At 36.7% G+C, this 16750-nt stretch carries 17 protein-coding genes and 2 pseudogenes; 14 read left to right on the forward strand and 5 right to left on the reverse strand.

All coding sequences use genetic code 11. The annotated features are described in order from the left end of the window. Positions 1 to 1568 (forward strand): annotated as a pseudogene (locus LRP83_RS22510) (collagen-like protein); the annotation flags it as partial. A 339-nt stretch (positions 1569 to 1907) separates the two neighbouring features. Here the strand turns inward: LRP83_RS22510 and LRP83_RS22515 are convergent. Next, positions 1908 to 3134, reverse strand: coding sequence for a Zn-dependent hydrolase (locus LRP83_RS22515; protein WP_230499077.1), 1227 nt, complete (start codon positions 3132 to 3134; stop codon positions 1908 to 1910). Between the two features lie 220 nt (positions 3135 to 3354). Further along, a complete protein-coding gene (locus tag LRP83_RS22520) occupies positions 3355 to 3555 on the reverse strand; it encodes a heavy-metal-associated domain-containing protein (RefSeq protein ID WP_230499093.1) in 201 nt (66 codons plus the stop codon). Between the two features lie 403 nt (positions 3556 to 3958). Between LRP83_RS22520 and LRP83_RS22525 the strand changes: the two genes are divergently transcribed. The 10 genes from LRP83_RS22525 (at position 3959) to LRP83_RS22570 (ending at position 12463) form a co-directional block, all read left to right on the forward strand. Next, entirely contained in the window at positions 3959 to 4534 is a 576-nt protein-coding gene (locus LRP83_RS22525; RefSeq protein WP_230499078.1) for a uracil-DNA glycosylase, read from the forward strand. 145 nt (positions 4535 to 4679) lie between these two features. Next, positions 4680 to 5792: a DUF6920 family protein gene (locus tag LRP83_RS22530; protein WP_230499079.1), complete on the forward strand. Its 1113-nt coding sequence runs from the start codon at positions 4680 to 4682 to the stop codon at positions 5790 to 5792. 183 nt (positions 5793 to 5975) lie between these two features. After that, positions 5976 to 6254 (forward strand): hypothetical protein, encoded by a 279-nt coding sequence (locus LRP83_RS22535; RefSeq protein WP_230499080.1) that lies wholly within the window; start codon positions 5976 to 5978, stop codon positions 6252 to 6254. Positions 6255 to 6436: 182 nt separating this feature from the next. Next, on the forward strand, positions 6437 to 6748 hold the full coding sequence (locus LRP83_RS22540) for a hypothetical protein (RefSeq protein WP_230499081.1): 312 nt from the start codon (positions 6437 to 6439) through the stop codon (positions 6746 to 6748). Positions 6749 to 7034: 286 nt separating this feature from the next. Further along, the gene (locus LRP83_RS22545) at positions 7035 to 8021 is read left to right on the forward strand and encodes a polysaccharide deacetylase family protein (RefSeq protein WP_230499082.1); all 987 of its coding nucleotides are present in this window, start codon (positions 7035 to 7037) and stop codon (positions 8019 to 8021) included. A gap of 235 nt (positions 8022 to 8256) precedes the next feature. Beyond that, positions 8257 to 9222: an LCP family protein gene (locus LRP83_RS22550; protein WP_230499083.1), complete on the forward strand. Its 966-nt coding sequence runs from the start codon at positions 8257 to 8259 to the stop codon at positions 9220 to 9222. A gap of 201 nt (positions 9223 to 9423) precedes the next feature. Beyond that, positions 9424 to 9948, forward strand: a complete 525-nt coding sequence (locus tag LRP83_RS22555) for a sigma-70 family RNA polymerase sigma factor (RefSeq protein ID WP_230499084.1) — start codon at positions 9424 to 9426, stop codon at positions 9946 to 9948. Next, on the forward strand, positions 9941 to 11107 hold the full coding sequence (locus tag LRP83_RS22560) for a hypothetical protein (protein ID WP_230499085.1): 1167 nt from the start codon (positions 9941 to 9943) through the stop codon (positions 11105 to 11107). Before LRP83_RS22555 ends, LRP83_RS22560 begins: the two co-directional genes overlap by 8 nt. Before the next feature lie 157 nt (positions 11108 to 11264). Next, positions 11265 to 11849, forward strand: a complete 585-nt coding sequence (locus tag LRP83_RS22565) for a hypothetical protein (protein WP_230499086.1) — start codon at positions 11265 to 11267, stop codon at positions 11847 to 11849. 38 nt (positions 11850 to 11887) lie between these two features. Next, positions 11888 to 12463 (forward strand): hypothetical protein, encoded by a 576-nt coding sequence (locus tag LRP83_RS22570; RefSeq protein WP_230499087.1) that lies wholly within the window; start codon positions 11888 to 11890, stop codon positions 12461 to 12463. Positions 12464 to 12564: 101 nt separating this feature from the next. On the opposite strand, the gene LRP83_RS22575 is transcribed toward LRP83_RS22570, so the two are convergent. After that, the gene (locus LRP83_RS22575) at positions 12565 to 12885 is read right to left on the reverse strand and encodes a hypothetical protein (RefSeq protein WP_230499088.1); all 321 of its coding nucleotides are present in this window, start codon (positions 12883 to 12885) and stop codon (positions 12565 to 12567) included. Positions 12886 to 12961: 76 nt separating this feature from the next. After that, positions 12962 to 13288, reverse strand: a complete 327-nt coding sequence (locus tag LRP83_RS22580) for a winged helix-turn-helix transcriptional regulator (protein WP_230499089.1) — start codon at positions 13286 to 13288, stop codon at positions 12962 to 12964. A 273-nt stretch (positions 13289 to 13561) separates the two neighbouring features. On the opposite strand from LRP83_RS22580, the gene LRP83_RS22585 reads away from it, so the two are divergent. From LRP83_RS22585 to LRP83_RS22595, 3 genes are all read left to right on the forward strand, one after another. Beyond that, positions 13562 to 14413 carry a VOC family protein gene (locus LRP83_RS22585; protein WP_230499090.1) on the forward strand — a complete coding sequence of 284 codons (852 nt, stop codon included), beginning with the start codon at positions 13562 to 13564 and terminating at the stop codon, positions 14411 to 14413. A 1-nt stretch (position 14414) separates the two neighbouring features. After that, the gene (locus LRP83_RS22590; RefSeq protein ID WP_230499091.1) at positions 14415 to 15491 is read left to right on the forward strand and encodes an LLM class flavin-dependent oxidoreductase; all 1077 of its coding nucleotides are present in this window, start codon (positions 14415 to 14417) and stop codon (positions 15489 to 15491) included. Between the two features lie 224 nt (positions 15492 to 15715). Next, a complete protein-coding gene (locus LRP83_RS22595) occupies positions 15716 to 16213 on the forward strand; it encodes a GyrI-like domain-containing protein (RefSeq protein WP_230499092.1) in 498 nt (165 codons plus the stop codon). Positions 16214 to 16420: 207 nt separating this feature from the next. Here LRP83_RS22595 and LRP83_RS22600 read toward each other — a convergent pair. Continuing rightward, positions 16421 to 16750: pseudogene (locus LRP83_RS22600) on the reverse strand (dihydroorotate dehydrogenase); the annotation flags it as partial.

A 16750-nucleotide genomic window follows, 5' to 3' on the forward strand; every position in this document is an offset into this window, starting at 1 on the left:
CTGGTAATACTGGAGCAACGGGTGGTACCGGACCGACTGGACCAACTGGTAATACAGGAAACACAGGTAATACTGGAGCAACGGGTGGTACCGGGCCGACTGGACCAACTGGACCAACTGGTAATACAGGAAACACAGGTAATACTGGAGCAACGGGTGGTACCGGGCCGACTGGACCAACTGGACCAACTGGTAATACAGGAAATACAGGTAATACTGGAGCAACGGGTGGTACCGGGCCGACTGGACCAACTGGTAATACAGGAAACACTGGTAATACTGGAGCAACAGGTGGTACTGGCGCTACTGGACCAACCGGACCTACTGGAAACACTGGAGCAACAGGTGCAACAGGTGAAGCAGGAGCAACAGGTGCGACAGGTGAAGCAGGAGCAACGGGTGCGACAGGAGCAACAGGAGCAACAGGTGCAACAGGTGAAGCAGGAGTAACAGGAGCAACAGGAGCAACAGGTGCAACAGGTGAAGCAGGAGCAACTGGTGCGACAGGTGAAGCAGGAGCAACGGGTGCGACAGGAGCAACAGGTGCAACAGGTGCAACAGGTGAAGCAGGAGCAACAGGTGCAACAGGTGAAGCAGGAGCAACTGGTGCGACAGGTGAAGCAGGAGCAACAGGTGCGACAGGAGCAACAGGTGCGACAGGAGCAACAGGTGAAGTAGGAGCAACAGGTGCAACAGGTGAAGCAGGAGCAACTGGTGCGACAGGTGAAGCAGGAGCAACAGGAGCAACAGGTGCAACAGGTGCGACAGGAGCAACAGGTGCGACAGGAGCAACAGGTGAAGCAGGAGCAACAGGTGCGACAGGAGCAACAGGTGAAGCAGGAGCAACGGGTGCGACAGGAGCAGCAGGAGCAACAGGAGCAACGGGTGCTACAGGAGCAGCAGGAGCAACAGGAGCAACAGGAGCAACGGGTGCGACAGGTGAAGCAGGAGCAACGGGTGCGACAGGAGCAACAGGTGCAACAGGTGAAGCAGGAGCAACAGGAGCGACAGGAGCGACAGGTGAAGCAGGAGCAACAGGTGCGACAGGAGCAACAGGAGCAACGGGTGCGACAGGTGAAGCAGGAGCAACAGGCGCGACAGGAGCAACAGGTGAAGCAGGAGCAACGGGTGCAACAGGTGCTGCTGGAACAGGTGGGATATCTGAATACGCGTATATTTACAACTTACTTCCTCAAACGGTTGCAATAGAGGCAGATGTTGATTTTAGTCATAATGGTCCTATAACACCTGGTATTATTCATGCTCCAACCACCGAATCTATTATATTTGTCAATCCGGGTATTTACGAGGTTACTTTCTCCGTGACGGGTGTAGAACCCAACCAATTCGCATTATTTTTAAATGGAACAACGGAAGTTCCGGGAACAGTCTACGGTACAGGTGCCGGCACTCAGCAAAACAACGGTCAGGCTATATTGGTTATATCAACCTTCGATGTTCTTACACTTCGGAATCATTCTTCTGCTGCAGCAGTTATCCTTCAGACTTTAGCAGGAGGCACTCAAACAAACGTAAACGCTTCTATTGTCATAAAAAAATTAAATTAGTTTCTAATGGGTATGAGATTCATAGGAAATCAAAGTGAAGTTGTAAAGCAGTATACAAGCTTTTGATCTAGCGATCCAGGTGGATGTGAGGAAACATTTGGTGGATATCATGGTTTCAGGGCTCTAACAGAAAATTCAACAAAATTGGGGTAAATTAGTAGCTTTTACAGATGATTATTTACCCTTTGTTTCTTCTAATCCAAAGGACTAATTATTTGCATGAATTTAAAAAGCCTCAATTACTTGGTAGACAAGTGGTTGAGGCTTTTTAATTCTTGATAAAATTATGGTGAAAACTTCATACTTCAAAAATTGTCCTATACAAAGGTGTGAGTTGCCCTACTTGCTCACTTTTTCAAGGCACAATTTTAATACAGCGTTGAGCAAAACGTTAGCCCCTTTTGCACAGTCTTTATATGAAGTTAATTCATCCTCACGATGACTGTATCCATTAACACTTGGTACAAAAATCATTGCCGATGGAATATAAGAAGCGATGAATTGAGCATCATGTCCAGCACCGCTATACATTCGATTTTCTTTATAACCTAACTCCTTACACGCATATTCCACAGCATTTACTACTCCTTCATTAAAGTCAACTGTATCTCGATCCCATAAACGTGTTGATTTAATGGAGCAGCCATTTATATTTCCTGGTAATTCTTCCACCATTCGTGTTACTTCTGCGATGACCCCAGGATCTCTGTGTCTTGCCTCTAAAGTAAAGGTTACTTCTGAAGGAATTACTGTATGAATATTTGGATAAGCATTCATACGTCCGATGGTGTAAACAAGATCTGAATCTAGTCTTTGTAGCTGCTTTTGCATATCTGCAATCATATTAGCAGTAGTGAACATCGGATCCTTTCGCATGCTAATCGGCGTTGTACCTGCATGATTGGATTCTCCATACACAGAGATTTCATAGCATACCATCCCTAGTACACCTTCTACAACACCAATATCTAAGTTTTTCCGTTCAAGTACGGGTCCTTGTTCAATATGGAGTTCAATATAAGCACTAGCTTCTTTTAATCGATTTTCCTTCAATCCTTCGAAACCACTTTCATTTAATGCTTGAGCAAATGGAATCCCATTTTTATCTGTTGAAGCAATCATCTTTGTTTTATCAAACTTGCCGGATAACACACCAGAAGCCATAAGGGATGGCTCAAACCGAGCTCCTTCTTCATTAGTAAAATTCACGATTGTAATGGGGTAGTCTAACTCGATATTTTCTTCTTTTATTGTATAAACTGCCTCTAAAGCAGTTAAGACTCCTAGCACACCATCGAAACGCCCGCCTTTGATAACAGAGTCCAAATGAGAACCTATTACGATAGGCGGCAAGTTTTGCTTCCCGGCTAATGTTGCATACATATTCCCCATATCATCGTATGTTACTGTCAATTCTATTTCTTCACATAACTCTTGGAATTTTTTCCGTGCTGCAATATCTTCATCAGATAATGAAAGTCTAGTTACTCCGTTATTTTCCGTTTTGCCATACTCACTAAATAACTCAATTAATTGCTGAAGGCGATTAGAATTACATGTTTTCATAGAGACCTCCCAATTTAGTTAGGCAACTTCTTCAGTTACCTGAGAATTTCCTCTTTCAATCATTGTATTCGTTACTAAACTTACGCTCAATTCAATGAAAATATTAATACTTATTACTACAAAATCTTTAATTGGAGGTTAAAAGAAAAAGAAAAAACCTGCCAAATTTTCTTTGCAGGTTTTTTTCTTTGCCATATTTGCTATTATTGGATTAAACCCGTTAATCTAAAATATTTAATCCATGCTCTTGAATTCTATTTTTGATTTTCTCCTGAGTAACCTGATCTTCATTGTATGTAATTTTCACTTCACCATCTTCTACATCAACTAAAGCTCTTTCAATGCCATTCATTTGGGTCAAAAGCGTTTCTATTGCTTGAATCGGTTGCTTACTTGTTGCTTCTTTTATAAAAATTGTCATATCTGCCACTTAACATCTTCCTTCCTGTAATTTAAATTTTCTTCTATTAGCTTTACTCTTACTAAACATCCTTATGTAAGCATAGATAGTGAATACATAACATGATTTTAGTTTCTATTATTCCTAAAAAGGGATATAGAAATTACTGGAGTTTCCAAACCTACATTAAGAAACTTAACTATTTATGTTTAGTAGAATATTATCTTTAAGGGAATATTTAAAAAAAGGAAGGTGGAATATTTACAGCATGGATGAAAAACATTTAACCGAGCAAAAGTAGGTTCTCAATTACATCGTAAAGTACCTAATTGACTATTGGAAAGAATGGAAAAATGCTTTAATGCATAATAACCTTTTCGGTTATTTCGATTTAATAAAATACAACAACTTGGAGATGAAAGCCATGTCTACTTTTTGTCCAGAATTATGGCCAGAAGAGCCGACCCCTCATAACCTTGAAAATTGTCGTGAATGCGGTCTTTATGAGCACGGATCACGGATGGTCTGGGGAGAAGGAAATCCAGAAGCGCCTATAATGGTGATTCTAGATAATCCCGGTGCCCGAGAGGATCGTGAAGGAAATTCAATTGTTTGCGGGACAAGGCAATCCTTACAACAAGCAGCAAGTTCTGCAGGCTTGAAAATGGAGGATCTGTTTGTGACTTTTATTTTAAAAAGAAGACCAGTCCGTGCTTATGAAAAGAATCAGGTGCGCCAAATCTGTATGATGCATTTAGAACAACAGCTTCAAAAGAAAAAACCTGAACTTATTGTATGTTTAGGAAATGTGGCCGTCCAATCCTTTTTTCAAAACCCAGAAGCTGATGTTAAAACATTGCGAGGTTCTTGGCATAATGTTCTTGGATATCAGACAGCTGTTGCCTATCATCCGTTGGCAGTGAGGCGTCGTCCTAACTTATGGTCCATGTTTTTAGATGATTGGAGGTTTGTGGCAGAGCGATATCATTATTTGAAATAAATCTGGAGTGAAGTTTAATATTGGTACAAATGAATATAAAATAGAATGGAAAATTAACAATATTGTTAAAATTAAACCCTCAATCATGTTGTAAAAAAATGTAATATGATATTGAAAGGCATTATGGAATGTGGGAGGGTATAATATGAACCTGTTTTTTCTTCTATTCATCCTGATTCACGGACTTTTACATATCATTGGTTTTCTTCATGCATTTGAGCTAGTGGAAATTAGTCAATTAACATATGAAATTTCAAAACCTATCGGCATAATTTGGTTTTTGACAACTATTTCATTTGCACTGGCTGCTTTCCTATGGTTTTTCCATCAAGAATGGTGGTGGATTCCTGCTATCGTTGCTCTTTTTACTTCACAGGCACTTATTATTTCTACGTGGCAAGATTCAAAATTCGGTACAATACCGAATGTGATTATTCTAGTAAGTGTCGCCATTGGACTGGCAGTTTGGATGTTTCAACTACATACCTATCAGGAAATTAAGAACATGATAACAGAAGCGAATAAAACAGAATCAACCATCATGACAAAAGAAATGATTCAACCCTTACCCATACCTGTCCAGAAATGGCTCACAAACATTGGGTTAATTGGTAAGGAAACGATTCAGACCGTTCATTTTCAGCAAAAAGGAACGATGAAACTTAAGCCTGAACAAAAAGAATGGACAGAGGCGGTAGCGGAACAATATGTTACCACCTACAAACCTGCATTCATTTGGAAGGTCACGATGCACATGTTCCCCCTTATCAATGTTTATGGTCGAGATCGTTATGTGGACGGGAAAAGTCAAATGCTCATTAAAATTTCCTCTATTTTCACTGTTGTGAATGTCAGAGATAATGAAAAAGTGAATAAATCTACATTGCAACGGTATTTAATGGAATTACCTTGGTATCCATCTGCCGCTCTAAGTCCCTATATCACTTGGGAAAGTATTAATAAATATTCCGCAAAAGCAACGATGAACTTCAAAGGTGTATCAGGTACTGCTATTTATCATTTTAAACCCAATGGTGATCTAGAAAAAATAAGTGCCTTCAGGTACAAAGAAATTGATGAACATTCAGAACCTATTGAATGTATTGGAGAAGTGGTGGATTCTACGATAATAGATGGAATTACAATACCGACTAAATTAAACGTTTCTTGGATGTTAGATGGTGAGAAATTCACGTGGTATCGACTAGAAATATTAGACGTGAAGTTTAATAGAGTAAATCTATCAAAATATCCTTAAAAAGAAAAGCTGGTAGAGTCTTCAGATAACAAGTAGGGTTGTTGCATACAGATTATAATTAAATGATATAAAAATTTTCTTGAAATTTAAGGACTAAATTCTTAAGGGAAATGCAAAATATAAAGGTGCAGCTTATAGCATTTTTCACGAAATTTAAAACTTAGATAAAAAGTAGGTGGATTAATGGAAGCTTTTCCAATCATACATACAAACTTTTGGGATGCAGTTATTGCTGTACCTTTAGTAGTCATTCTGACACAAATCTTAAAATGGATCTTTCCGATTTCAAAGCCCTTTGTTCCAGGTATAGCAAATGTAATTGGATTAATAATTTCTATTTTCTTTGCACACCGAAATAATCTATGGGCAGGCTTATTTATGGGTGTTTTTTACGGAAATGCGGCTGTTGGATTGTATGCATCTTTAAAAACACAACTAAAAGCATTTAGAGGGGATAAGTGAATAACAAGATTAATTAAGGGAATCTTCCAAAAAGATTTTCTTTTTTTTATGAGATCAACAAATCATAATTGTCAGAATTCCTAAAAAACTAGTTATAAGTCTAGACCTATGGGATTTTGGTAACATAAAATGCGAGTGTGGGTTGATAAATGTAGCTACAACTTAAGGAGTGTGATTGTTTTATGGAAATTGAAGACCAAAATGATTACCGTGAACAATTGTTGGATTGGTGTAAAAACATATATATTTATTGGGACAATATGAAACCTAGATTTTCAAAACTTTTCGATATAAAAAGCTTAGATGAATGGGAGGAGTCATGCAGAATATTGATGGATAAGTTAGAGTCGGATTTTGAAGTGAATCTTGAAGATTATCATAAAGCAACAAGATTATACGAACAGTGGGAAATATTATTTAATGAGTCTAAAGGTTATCAGGAAAACGTTGAATCTCTTGAAAGAAATAATGGTTCAATCTCTTTCTCCTATTAAAAACAATTATCAATAGCCGAACTTCATTTCTATCTTGAAGTTCGGCTATTTTTTATCATTCAATCTGATTAAAGGGTGTGGATAAAGACATGCAACGATGATGAATGGAAGTACACAGCCGTTGTCCCTAAAAAAGAAAGGTAATAAGTATAGTCCTTAGTTGGATGGATAGCCTAAATACAGGTTGAGTTTCCAAAGTATTCTAAGTCATTATTAGATTGCTCAATTTAGCGGGCTTTACGAAGATTATTTTATCAATTGAAAATACTATGTAGGGGGAATAAAGATGAAGAGAAATTATTTCAAATACCTTATACTTCTTTCAATTATGTTATGGATGTCGCAAGGATTCTTCACAACCGAATTTAACGCCATGTCTCCAAATTCTAGTGGTAAAAGTAACTTATCATCCTTGCCACATATAAATAAAGATGATCTTCATAAAAAAATCCAAGCATTCAATGACCAGCATAAAATTGAGCCGATTGATGCAAAAGTCGACAGAGTATGGAGAGCGATACCTGGATACAATGGATTGGGTGTAAATATAGAGGCCAGTTATAAAAAAATGGAGAAAAGAGGTGTTTTTGATGAAAATAAAGTTGTTTATGAAGAAATATCTCCAAACGTCCATTTAGAAGATTTTGCGTCCGAACCAATCTATAGGGGAAATCCGCAAAAAGCAATGGTTACATTGTTAATCAATGTTGCCTGGGGTAACGAGTATATCTCAGAAATTCTAAAAATTCTAAACTCCCATCAAACCAAGGCAACATTCTTTTTTGATGGGAGTTGGGTTAAAAAGAATCCTGACTTAGCTAGAATAATTAAAGAAGCGGGCCATGAAATTGGCAATCATGCCTATAGCCATCCCGATCTCAAACAACGGTCTAGGGGAGAAACATTAAGTGAAATACAAAAGACTAATGATATTATTCAAGAAACCATTGGTATAAAACCAAAGTGGTTTGCACCTCCAAGTGGAAGTTTTAATCAGACAACAATTCAAGTTGCGGACCAACTCCAAATGAAGACGATTCTTTGGACGGTCGATACGGTGGATTGGAAAAAACCTTCAGCCACCGAAATGGTTAGACGAGTTGTCTCAAAGATTGAAAATGGCTCAATGATACTAATGCATCCTACAAAGCCTGTTGCTGAAGGGCTTGGAATGATGATAACGGAAATGAAAGAAAAAGGGTATCAGCTTGGGACAGTCAGTGATCTAATGAGTGAAAAACGGATTGAATCCCTAAGTAAATCAAACAACTAAAAATGAGACATTCCTAAACATGGGGACGTATCTCATGCTTCTTTTTTAAAAAAAGGAAGCAGAAGATACGTCCATCATGTTTTATTTTTTTTGTATTGAGACAAAGTGCAACCTATTAAGCTATTAAATCGTCAAATTAAGATGAAAGGAGAAAAAAGAAACAGTATTTACAAATTTTCTTATTACAATTAAGGGATAGTCATATATCTTTAAGATGTTAAAAAAGGTGGTTTTTATGGGGAAAAAGAGATTGAAAATCTATATTTTTGTAGCAGTACTCGCCATAATAGGTATTTCATCATATATGGCAATTAAGTACTATGTTTACGGTGAGGTATATACCAGCAGACCAGAGATTCTTGCTGGAAGTGACTTAGACAGAATTATGCAACAACATGAAGAGAATATATATAAACCAGAAAAAGAGGCTAACCAAAGACCTTATAGTGTACTATTAGTAGGATTAGATTCAAAAACGATGGATTCAGGTCGCTCTGATACTTTAATGGTCGCTTTAGTAGATCAAAAAAACAAAAAAGTATCACTTTTGTCAATACCCCGTGATACCCGTGTTCAAATTGCAGGTCGTGATTTAGATAAAATAACACATGCACATAACTATGGTATTAATAGCACAATTATGACAGTTGAAGACTTCTTAGATATTAAAATTGACTACTATGCACAAATCAATTTTGAAGGCTTCCAATCTCTAGTTAATACATTAGGTGGAGTCACCGTTGATGTAGAAAAAAACTTATCTTTCCGTGATAGAATAACTAACACTCAATTTTCTTTAAATAAAGGTACCCAGAAATTAAATGGGATACAAGCGCTGAATTATGCACGTTTCCGCGATGATTGGGAATCTGACTTTGGTCGCAACCGAAGACAACAACAAGTCATCAAAGCACTTATGGATGAAACAATGAATATAAGAACCATTACAAAAATCAATCCAATTTTAAAAGATATCGGTGAATATGTAGAGACTGATATGGATTTTGATGTACTTGCCAAAACATTGACTAAAATGAAAAATGTATCTAGTAAGGATGTATATTCTATTCCAATGAAAGCTTACCCAACAACGATTAATCGCATTTCATATGTCACAATTGATCAAGACTCATTGGAAAAGGTAAAAACCTACATAAAAGATGTATTTGATGGGAAAAATCCCGTTAAAATGGAAGAATGATATGCATGGGGACGTATCTCTTGTTTCTTTTTTATAAAAAAAGGAAGAGATACGTCCCCTTGTACTTCCGCGATTTAAAAAAGCTGTTTAAATGGGCTTGCTTTGTTAATCTTAAATTCATTTTTCAACTACATACACCAAAATGAAACCAAACATCCTTTAGTTTTGTCTAACCATTACGAAGGAAAGGAGAGAAAGGATTTGGATAAGCAGGATAGAGATCGGTTGCTATCGGCTGCGATGGATGAGTATGGTCATTATTTAATCCGCCTAGCTTATGCCTTTTTAAAGGATCAATCAAAAGCAGAAGATATTGTGCAAGAAGTTTTTATCCGTTATTACCTTCACCTTGAAAAATTTGAAGGAAGATCGAGTGTAAAAACATATTTATATCGGATTACGGTTAATGAATGTCATAACTATTTTCGAAGCTGGTCTTACCGAATGATGGAACTTACGAATTTCACCAATTATTTGATGGTGAATAAACACAGTCCAGAAACAGAATTGTTGAAGCAAGAGAGTACAAAACACGTGGCAGAAATGATTAACAAATTACCTCTAAAATATAAGGAAATAGTGTGGTTGTATTATTATGCTGAATTAACCATTCAAGAGATTGCTGATGTGATAAATTGTCCAGTGAACACAGTGAAAACAAGATTAGCAAGAGGAAGAAAACTGGCTAGAATCTCACTTAGTGAGGAGGACATTGAACATGCATGAGGATATAAAACGAATTCTTGATGATTCATTACCAGAACATATTACGTTAACTGAAAAACAGAAAAGTAAAATTTTCAACAGAGCAAACCAACGCTTCACTCAAAACAAACGCTCAATTCCGATAAAGTTTAAGCCTCTCTTAAGTGGTATTGCCATTATTTTAATAGCTGGTATGTTGTCGGTTCCTTCTTTTGAAAATTGGATTGAGCAAGGTGCCTATCAACAAACAAAAACGAAACCAGTAATTGAAGTGACCATTCCCGAAGTGGAGTATCCATCTTTAATTAATGCTATTTATGTAGAAGAGACGAATGAAATGATTTACACCGACCAACAAAGTATTTATTCTTATTCGTTATCGGAAAATACAAAGAATGTGCTTGTTGAACATAAAGAAAACGCACAAATCTTTGATATAGCTGTTAATGAAAAGTGGCTAATCTGGGAAGAAATCAGTACGAGTACTTTGAAAATATTAAATCGTCTTAATCATAGCCTAAAGGAAGTTCCTAACATCCATACGAGCGATTTGCAACTGGTTGATGACAAATTGATCTTTTTATCTTTTGGAAATGATGATCAATTCGCAGGCTATAAGCTCATGGACTTAATTAGTATGGACGAAAGCATCATTCATCAACAAACAGGTGATGGTGCAGGTAGTAAAGCATCCTTTAGGGAGAATTTCATAGTTATTCCGGAAAGCTTTAAATCTGGTGATCAATCGACCATTCACTTCTATTTATATGACATGAAAAAACAAGTTAAAGTCGACGAGTTTATGGCTCCATATGAGAATGCAAACAATGTAATATTTTCCAAAAACAAAATTTGGGCTCTACTTTACAATGATAACGAAGATTCAATATTGGCATATTTTGATTTAGGGGACAAAAGAATGCAAAAACTAAACGTCCCAAAATTCGAAGATTATGCCGTATATGGGGATTATTTAGCGCTAAGTGTTCCAAAAAAAGATTCGAATACGGTGAAATTATACAAAATCACAGGGGATAAGGTGGTAGCGCTAAAAACGTTCGATCACATAAACGAACGGTTAGTAAAACCAAGATTTACGGAAAATGGAATTTTAATTGTAAATGGTGAAGGTAAACTGCTTACGATGTATCTAAAGGATGTAAATCAATTAAATCATTAGGTGGAGTGAATGATTGTTGATTAAGTTGAACCAGACATTTTTGTCTGGTTTTCTTAATAGTTATGAATATCATGTAAACATAACCTAGCTTTTTAATGAAACTTTATTAGTTTTGAATCGTCAATATCCATAATTGGAATAGAAGGAGGGAAATTCGTTGAAGAATGTCCATTTTTTTAGAATTAAAACGATGACTTGGCTTCTACTGTTCTATTCTTTTATATCTGTTATGCTAGTTTATTTTCCAATCCCAGCTTACGCATGTGATTGTGTAATACCACCTAATGTAGAAAGGGAACTATCTCAATCAGATGCTGTTTTTAGCGGAAAAGTAATTAGTATTAAGGAAAAACGTTCTGCGGGTGGATATATCAAAAAGGAGATCATTTTTGAGGTTTATCAAACTTGGAAGGGCGTGGAGGAATCTCAAATCAAAATTACTACCGGTCAAGGTGGTGGCGATTGCGGTTATCATTTTATCCCTGATGGAGAATATCTTGTCTATGGTCGTAATTCTGATATGTATGGAAAAAGCCTATTAAGCACTGGAATTTGTGATAGAACTGTAGATTTAGAAGCAGCTAATGAAGATTTGAAAATATTAGGTAAGGGTGATAACCCAGAAAAACAAGTTGACATTGTGTCAGAAAATAAGAAAGGGACCATTTTTATCGTCGTTTTTGTAACCTTTATCATAGGGATTATTGGATTGTTGACTTGGAGGAAAATGAAAAAATCATAGTCTTTGGATATGAAAAACCTAATAAATGAGGTAAATGTATGAAAAAAACAAAAATATTATTATTTGCCTTCATGTTACTCAATTTGGTTATGGCACCATTAGTATTTGCAGCACCTCCACCGACCGAGGTATTGGAGTTTAAAGAAAAATCCCCTTTACATGTAATTGGCCAGGTCGAGGAGGATGTACTTCTTATAGACGAGACGGAAGAACGAGGATACTCAAGTCAAATACGTACTATGCAATTAAGGATTGATAAAATTATTAAGAAGCCTCCTAATCTTGGTCGTAAATCTGGTGAATCGTTGAATATCGTCTATTCCTACGTACCTTCTTGGGTTCCAATGGAAGGTGGAGCTAAAATGGATATTGTTGTCGGAGATCAAATTGAAATTTGGCTGGAATTAGGGGATAAAGGCTGGGAACCTTCCTACGGCGGAGAAACTGTGAATCATGTGAAATATATAGAGCCGAGAAAAGAACCAATTCCTGAACCTATTCATAAAAGGGTAAAACGTAATATAGAGGGGAATTTGGAACTAGTCATATTCGGCGGACTTGTTTTTATTCTGTTATTAATGGTGGTTTTACAAAAATTCTTCAGGAAGAACTAGGTATCGGGTCGTATCTCACTTTCAAAATATCATAGCAAAAAAACAATTAAAGCCCTAGAAACCCCTATTTAGGGGACTAGAGCTTAATTTTATGTATATACTTATTTTAAGAAACCGTTAACGTATTGATATAGTTCTTCCAATTCGTGCTCTTTTCCAACAATACAATTCGGATACTGTTTAATTTCGCCAACACTGGTTAATTTAAAATCATTAGGTGCAGGTAAACCAGAAGCACAAATGAATAAATAGTCAGCGAAAAAGATTAAACCCGTCAATGATGATGTTTTAATCGTCATCTGCCCCATTGTTCTCCCTGCAAATAAACCTTTTACTGCACTTTTTCCACCGGTTCTTTCAATAACGAGTTTACTCTCATCAATCATTACTTTTGTACCCGATTTTAATTCAAATGTCTTCATTTTTTCGCCACTCCTTTCTTCAATAACAGTTTTTACAAAAGATATATAAATTACTAATAAAGTTTTGAATTAATAGTTAACTACTTACGTTCTCAAGTTGAATCCAGAGTTGCGACCAGTTTTCGATTTCTCTTAAAATCGGTTCTAATGACATTCCCTTTTCTGTTAGTGAATATTCGATAATTACTGGTGTGTCTGGTATGACTTTTCTTTTCACTATCCCATGATGCTCCATATCCTTTAAACGTTCAGATAGTACTTTTCCACTTATACCGATAGATGATTGAATTTCACTAAAACGTTGCGTTCCTGATAATAATTGATAAATGACTAGTGCAGTCCATCGTTGACTTAAGAGCGATATGGCTTTTTCAAATTTTGGACAAATAGTGGGTCGATTCATATTTATTATCACTCCTTTTTAATTAGTATACCACATGAATAATTGTTATTTGATTTCAAAGGTAAAACTAGTTACTTGACATTAATTTATTACACAAATATACTTACTTACATAAAGTAACCTATTTAGATAAGGGAAATAAAAAATGAATCCCAATGAAATTGGGAAAGTTATAACTAGATTTGCTTTATCATATTTATTTCCTTTTATCAAATAAATCAATCTTATCTTTAGAACATAAATGATTTAGTAATGGACAATAGGAGGGGTATTATGGGATTTCACAGTAAACCAACTACATTTGTAGGACATGTAAAAATTAAGGTGGAAAATTTGGAACGTTCATTAAAATTTTATCAAGAGGTAATCGGGTTTGATGTTTTAGAACAAACAGATTCAATGGCTAAACTAACAACTGACGGAAAAACAAGTATATTGTCACTGGTACAGCCTATAAATGCAATACCAAAACAAGGAAGAACTACAGGTTTATATCATTTTGCTATCCTTTTACCAGAAAGATCAGATTTAGCAAATATAGTCGTTCACTTTGTGAATAAGGGAATACGATTTGGCTCTTCTGATCACCTTGTTAGTGAGGCATTGTATTTAGATGATCCAGATGGAAATGGTATTGAAATTTATATCGATCGGGACCCATCTGAATGGAGCTGGCATGGCGAAGAGGTGGCAATGACAGTCGATCCACTAGATTTTGAAAATCTATTGACTACTGTTAGTCCAGGTAAGAGTTGGCTAGGTATGCCAGAAGGAACGGTAATGGGACATATTCATTTACACGTTTCTGAATTAAAGAAAACGGAAGAATTTTATGTTAAGGGACTTGGGTTTGATGTGGTAAATCGATATGGTACGCAGGCATTATTCCTTTCTACCGGAAAATACCACCACCATATTGGAGTCAATACATGGAATGGTGCAGGGGCACCAGCTCCTGCTGATAATAGTGTAGGTCTAGAATCTTTTATCCTTATTTTGCCGAATGAAGAGGCACGTAACAGATGTGTATCAAATCTGAAACAGATTGGAGCCAATGTTACCGAAGAAAACAATACTTTTATTACTTATGATCCTTCTGGGAATCGAATCGTTTTAGCGTTATAAGATGGGGGAGAGCCGATTGAGTACAATAGATAAAAACGGTATAGCAAATGCTATCTACACACTAGCTGATATTGGACCGGATCCCCTTACAGGAGAAACAATAACTGCCAAGCAAAGAGTAAAAGAGATCATTGAAGCAGCAAAATTGGCTGATGAAGCTGGTCTAGATGTTTTTGGAGTAGGGGAACATCATCGGTTAGATTATGCTGTCTCTTCCCCTGCAGTTATGTTATCTGCTATTGCTAGGGAAACAAAGCAAATTAAATTAACAAGTACAACAAGTGTGTTAAGTACTCTTGACCCAGTTCGTTTATATGAGGATTTTGCAACGTTGGATTTGCTTTCAGACGGTCGTGCTGAAATCATTGCTGGCAGAGGAGCGTTTATCGAATCATTTCCCCTTTTTGGATATAGTACAAATGATTATGACGAGCTTTTTACAGAACATATGGACTTGCTTTTAAAACTTAATCAAAATGAAACGGTTACTTGGTCGGGAAAATTCCGAGCTCCCTTTAGGAATGCAGAAATTTCACCACGACCGATACAAGATCAAATACCTATTTGGATTGGTGTTGGTGGTACGCCAGAGAGTGCCGTACGTGCTGGGAGATTTGGAGTTGGTATGGCACTGGCCATTTTAGGGGGAGATCCATTACGTTTCAAGCCGCTTGTCGATATTTACCATAAGGCGGGAATGGAAGCGGGATATTCTTCTGAAGAATTAAAGGTAGGTGTAACAGGACATGCCTACATTGCCAAAACAACTCAGCAAGCAAAAGACGAGTTTTTTCCTTATTACTCAAACTACTGGTCTTATGTAAATCGTCAAAGAGGGATGGGAACTAGGATGTCTAGGGAAGACTTCGAGTATATGTCAAGTCCTAGTACAGCATTGTTTGTCGGAAGTCCAGAGCAAATTGTGGAGAAGGTACTTCGACAACATGAGCTGTTTGGTCATAAACGTTTTCTAGCACAAGTTGATATAGGTGGATTACCTTTTCAAAAAGTTGCCAAAAATATTGAATTATTAGCAACTGAGGTTGCTCCAATGATTAAAAAGGCAATAAGTAAATAAATTTATGGAATTGTATCAGTCAGGAAAATAATACAAATAGGGACGTATTTTCTGCTTCTTTCTTAATTAAAAAAGAAACAGAGATACGTCCCTTTGTTTTACCTTCCGTTGTGCCTAACGATATACAATCAATCTAATATAAATTTTTATTCTGAAAAGGTTATGTACCTGCATTTGTTTAATATAAAATAGATTCCAAACATTAGCATAGTAGGAGGATTTTCATGGAACCGAAAATAATCGAAAAACCAACTTTTCATGTCCTAGGATATGGCATTCAAACAACCACACAGAATGGGCAAAATAGTACAGATATTCCAAGATTTTGGCAGGAGTTTTTACAAAATAATCTTCGGAATGATATTCCTAATCCAATCTCACCAAATGTTGAATTAGGTATTTGTACGGATTTTAACCTTCAAGATGGTGGGTTTACGTATTTAATCGGTATGGAGGTAATTTCAACAGAGCTTGTGCCAGAAGGAATGATTTACAGAACATTCCCAGCTGGGCAATATGCTGTTTTTACAACACCGCCAGCAACTAATAACACCTTCGTTCAAAGCATCCAAGAAACATGGGGATTTATTTTTCAATCATGGCTTCCTTCTTCAGGGTACGAACATAGTGGGGGGGCTGAAATGGAGCTATACGATGAAAGATGCTGGGGAAATGAAAATAAGCAAATGGATATTTATGTACCGATAAAGAAGGTAGATTAAGGTAACCGACCTTGCGCTTGATTTTATACAGAATGAAATAACATCAAATGCGCTGATAAGATATCCCTGTGTTAGTTAGCCGATAGATTTCCTGTTTTCTTAAACATAGAAAGAGAAAAGCTCAACCAGAATCTATAGCCTAGTTGAGCTTTTTTGCGCGCAAAACTTCCGATTACCCTTATAAGAACCGTTCTCATGTTTGATGATCTAAAATTTTCTTAACAAAAATGGGGACGTGCAGATGATGCCTACCACATATAAAATTAATGCAAAGTAAGCCGGTAATAAGTGTATAAAATTGGTATAACCAATGAAATAGTGGGTCGCTATCCCTGCTGCAAAAGCAGGAATGGCACCGATTGTGAAGGTCCACCAAACCCAACGTTCTCCCTCACGAATTCCCCATAACGCAAGCATCAATACTAGCAAACCAACACTTAAAAGAGCACTTCCAAACCCTGCATGGTCATGGGCAATAACCGGTATTAATCGTTCATTAAATTCATTTAATGCCTCTGGAGTCATACATAAGTAGGA

This window comes from Pseudoneobacillus rhizosphaerae (assembly GCF_917563885.1).
Classification (GTDB): domain Bacteria; phylum Bacillota; class Bacilli; order Bacillales; family Cytobacillaceae; genus Pseudoneobacillus; species Pseudoneobacillus rhizosphaerae.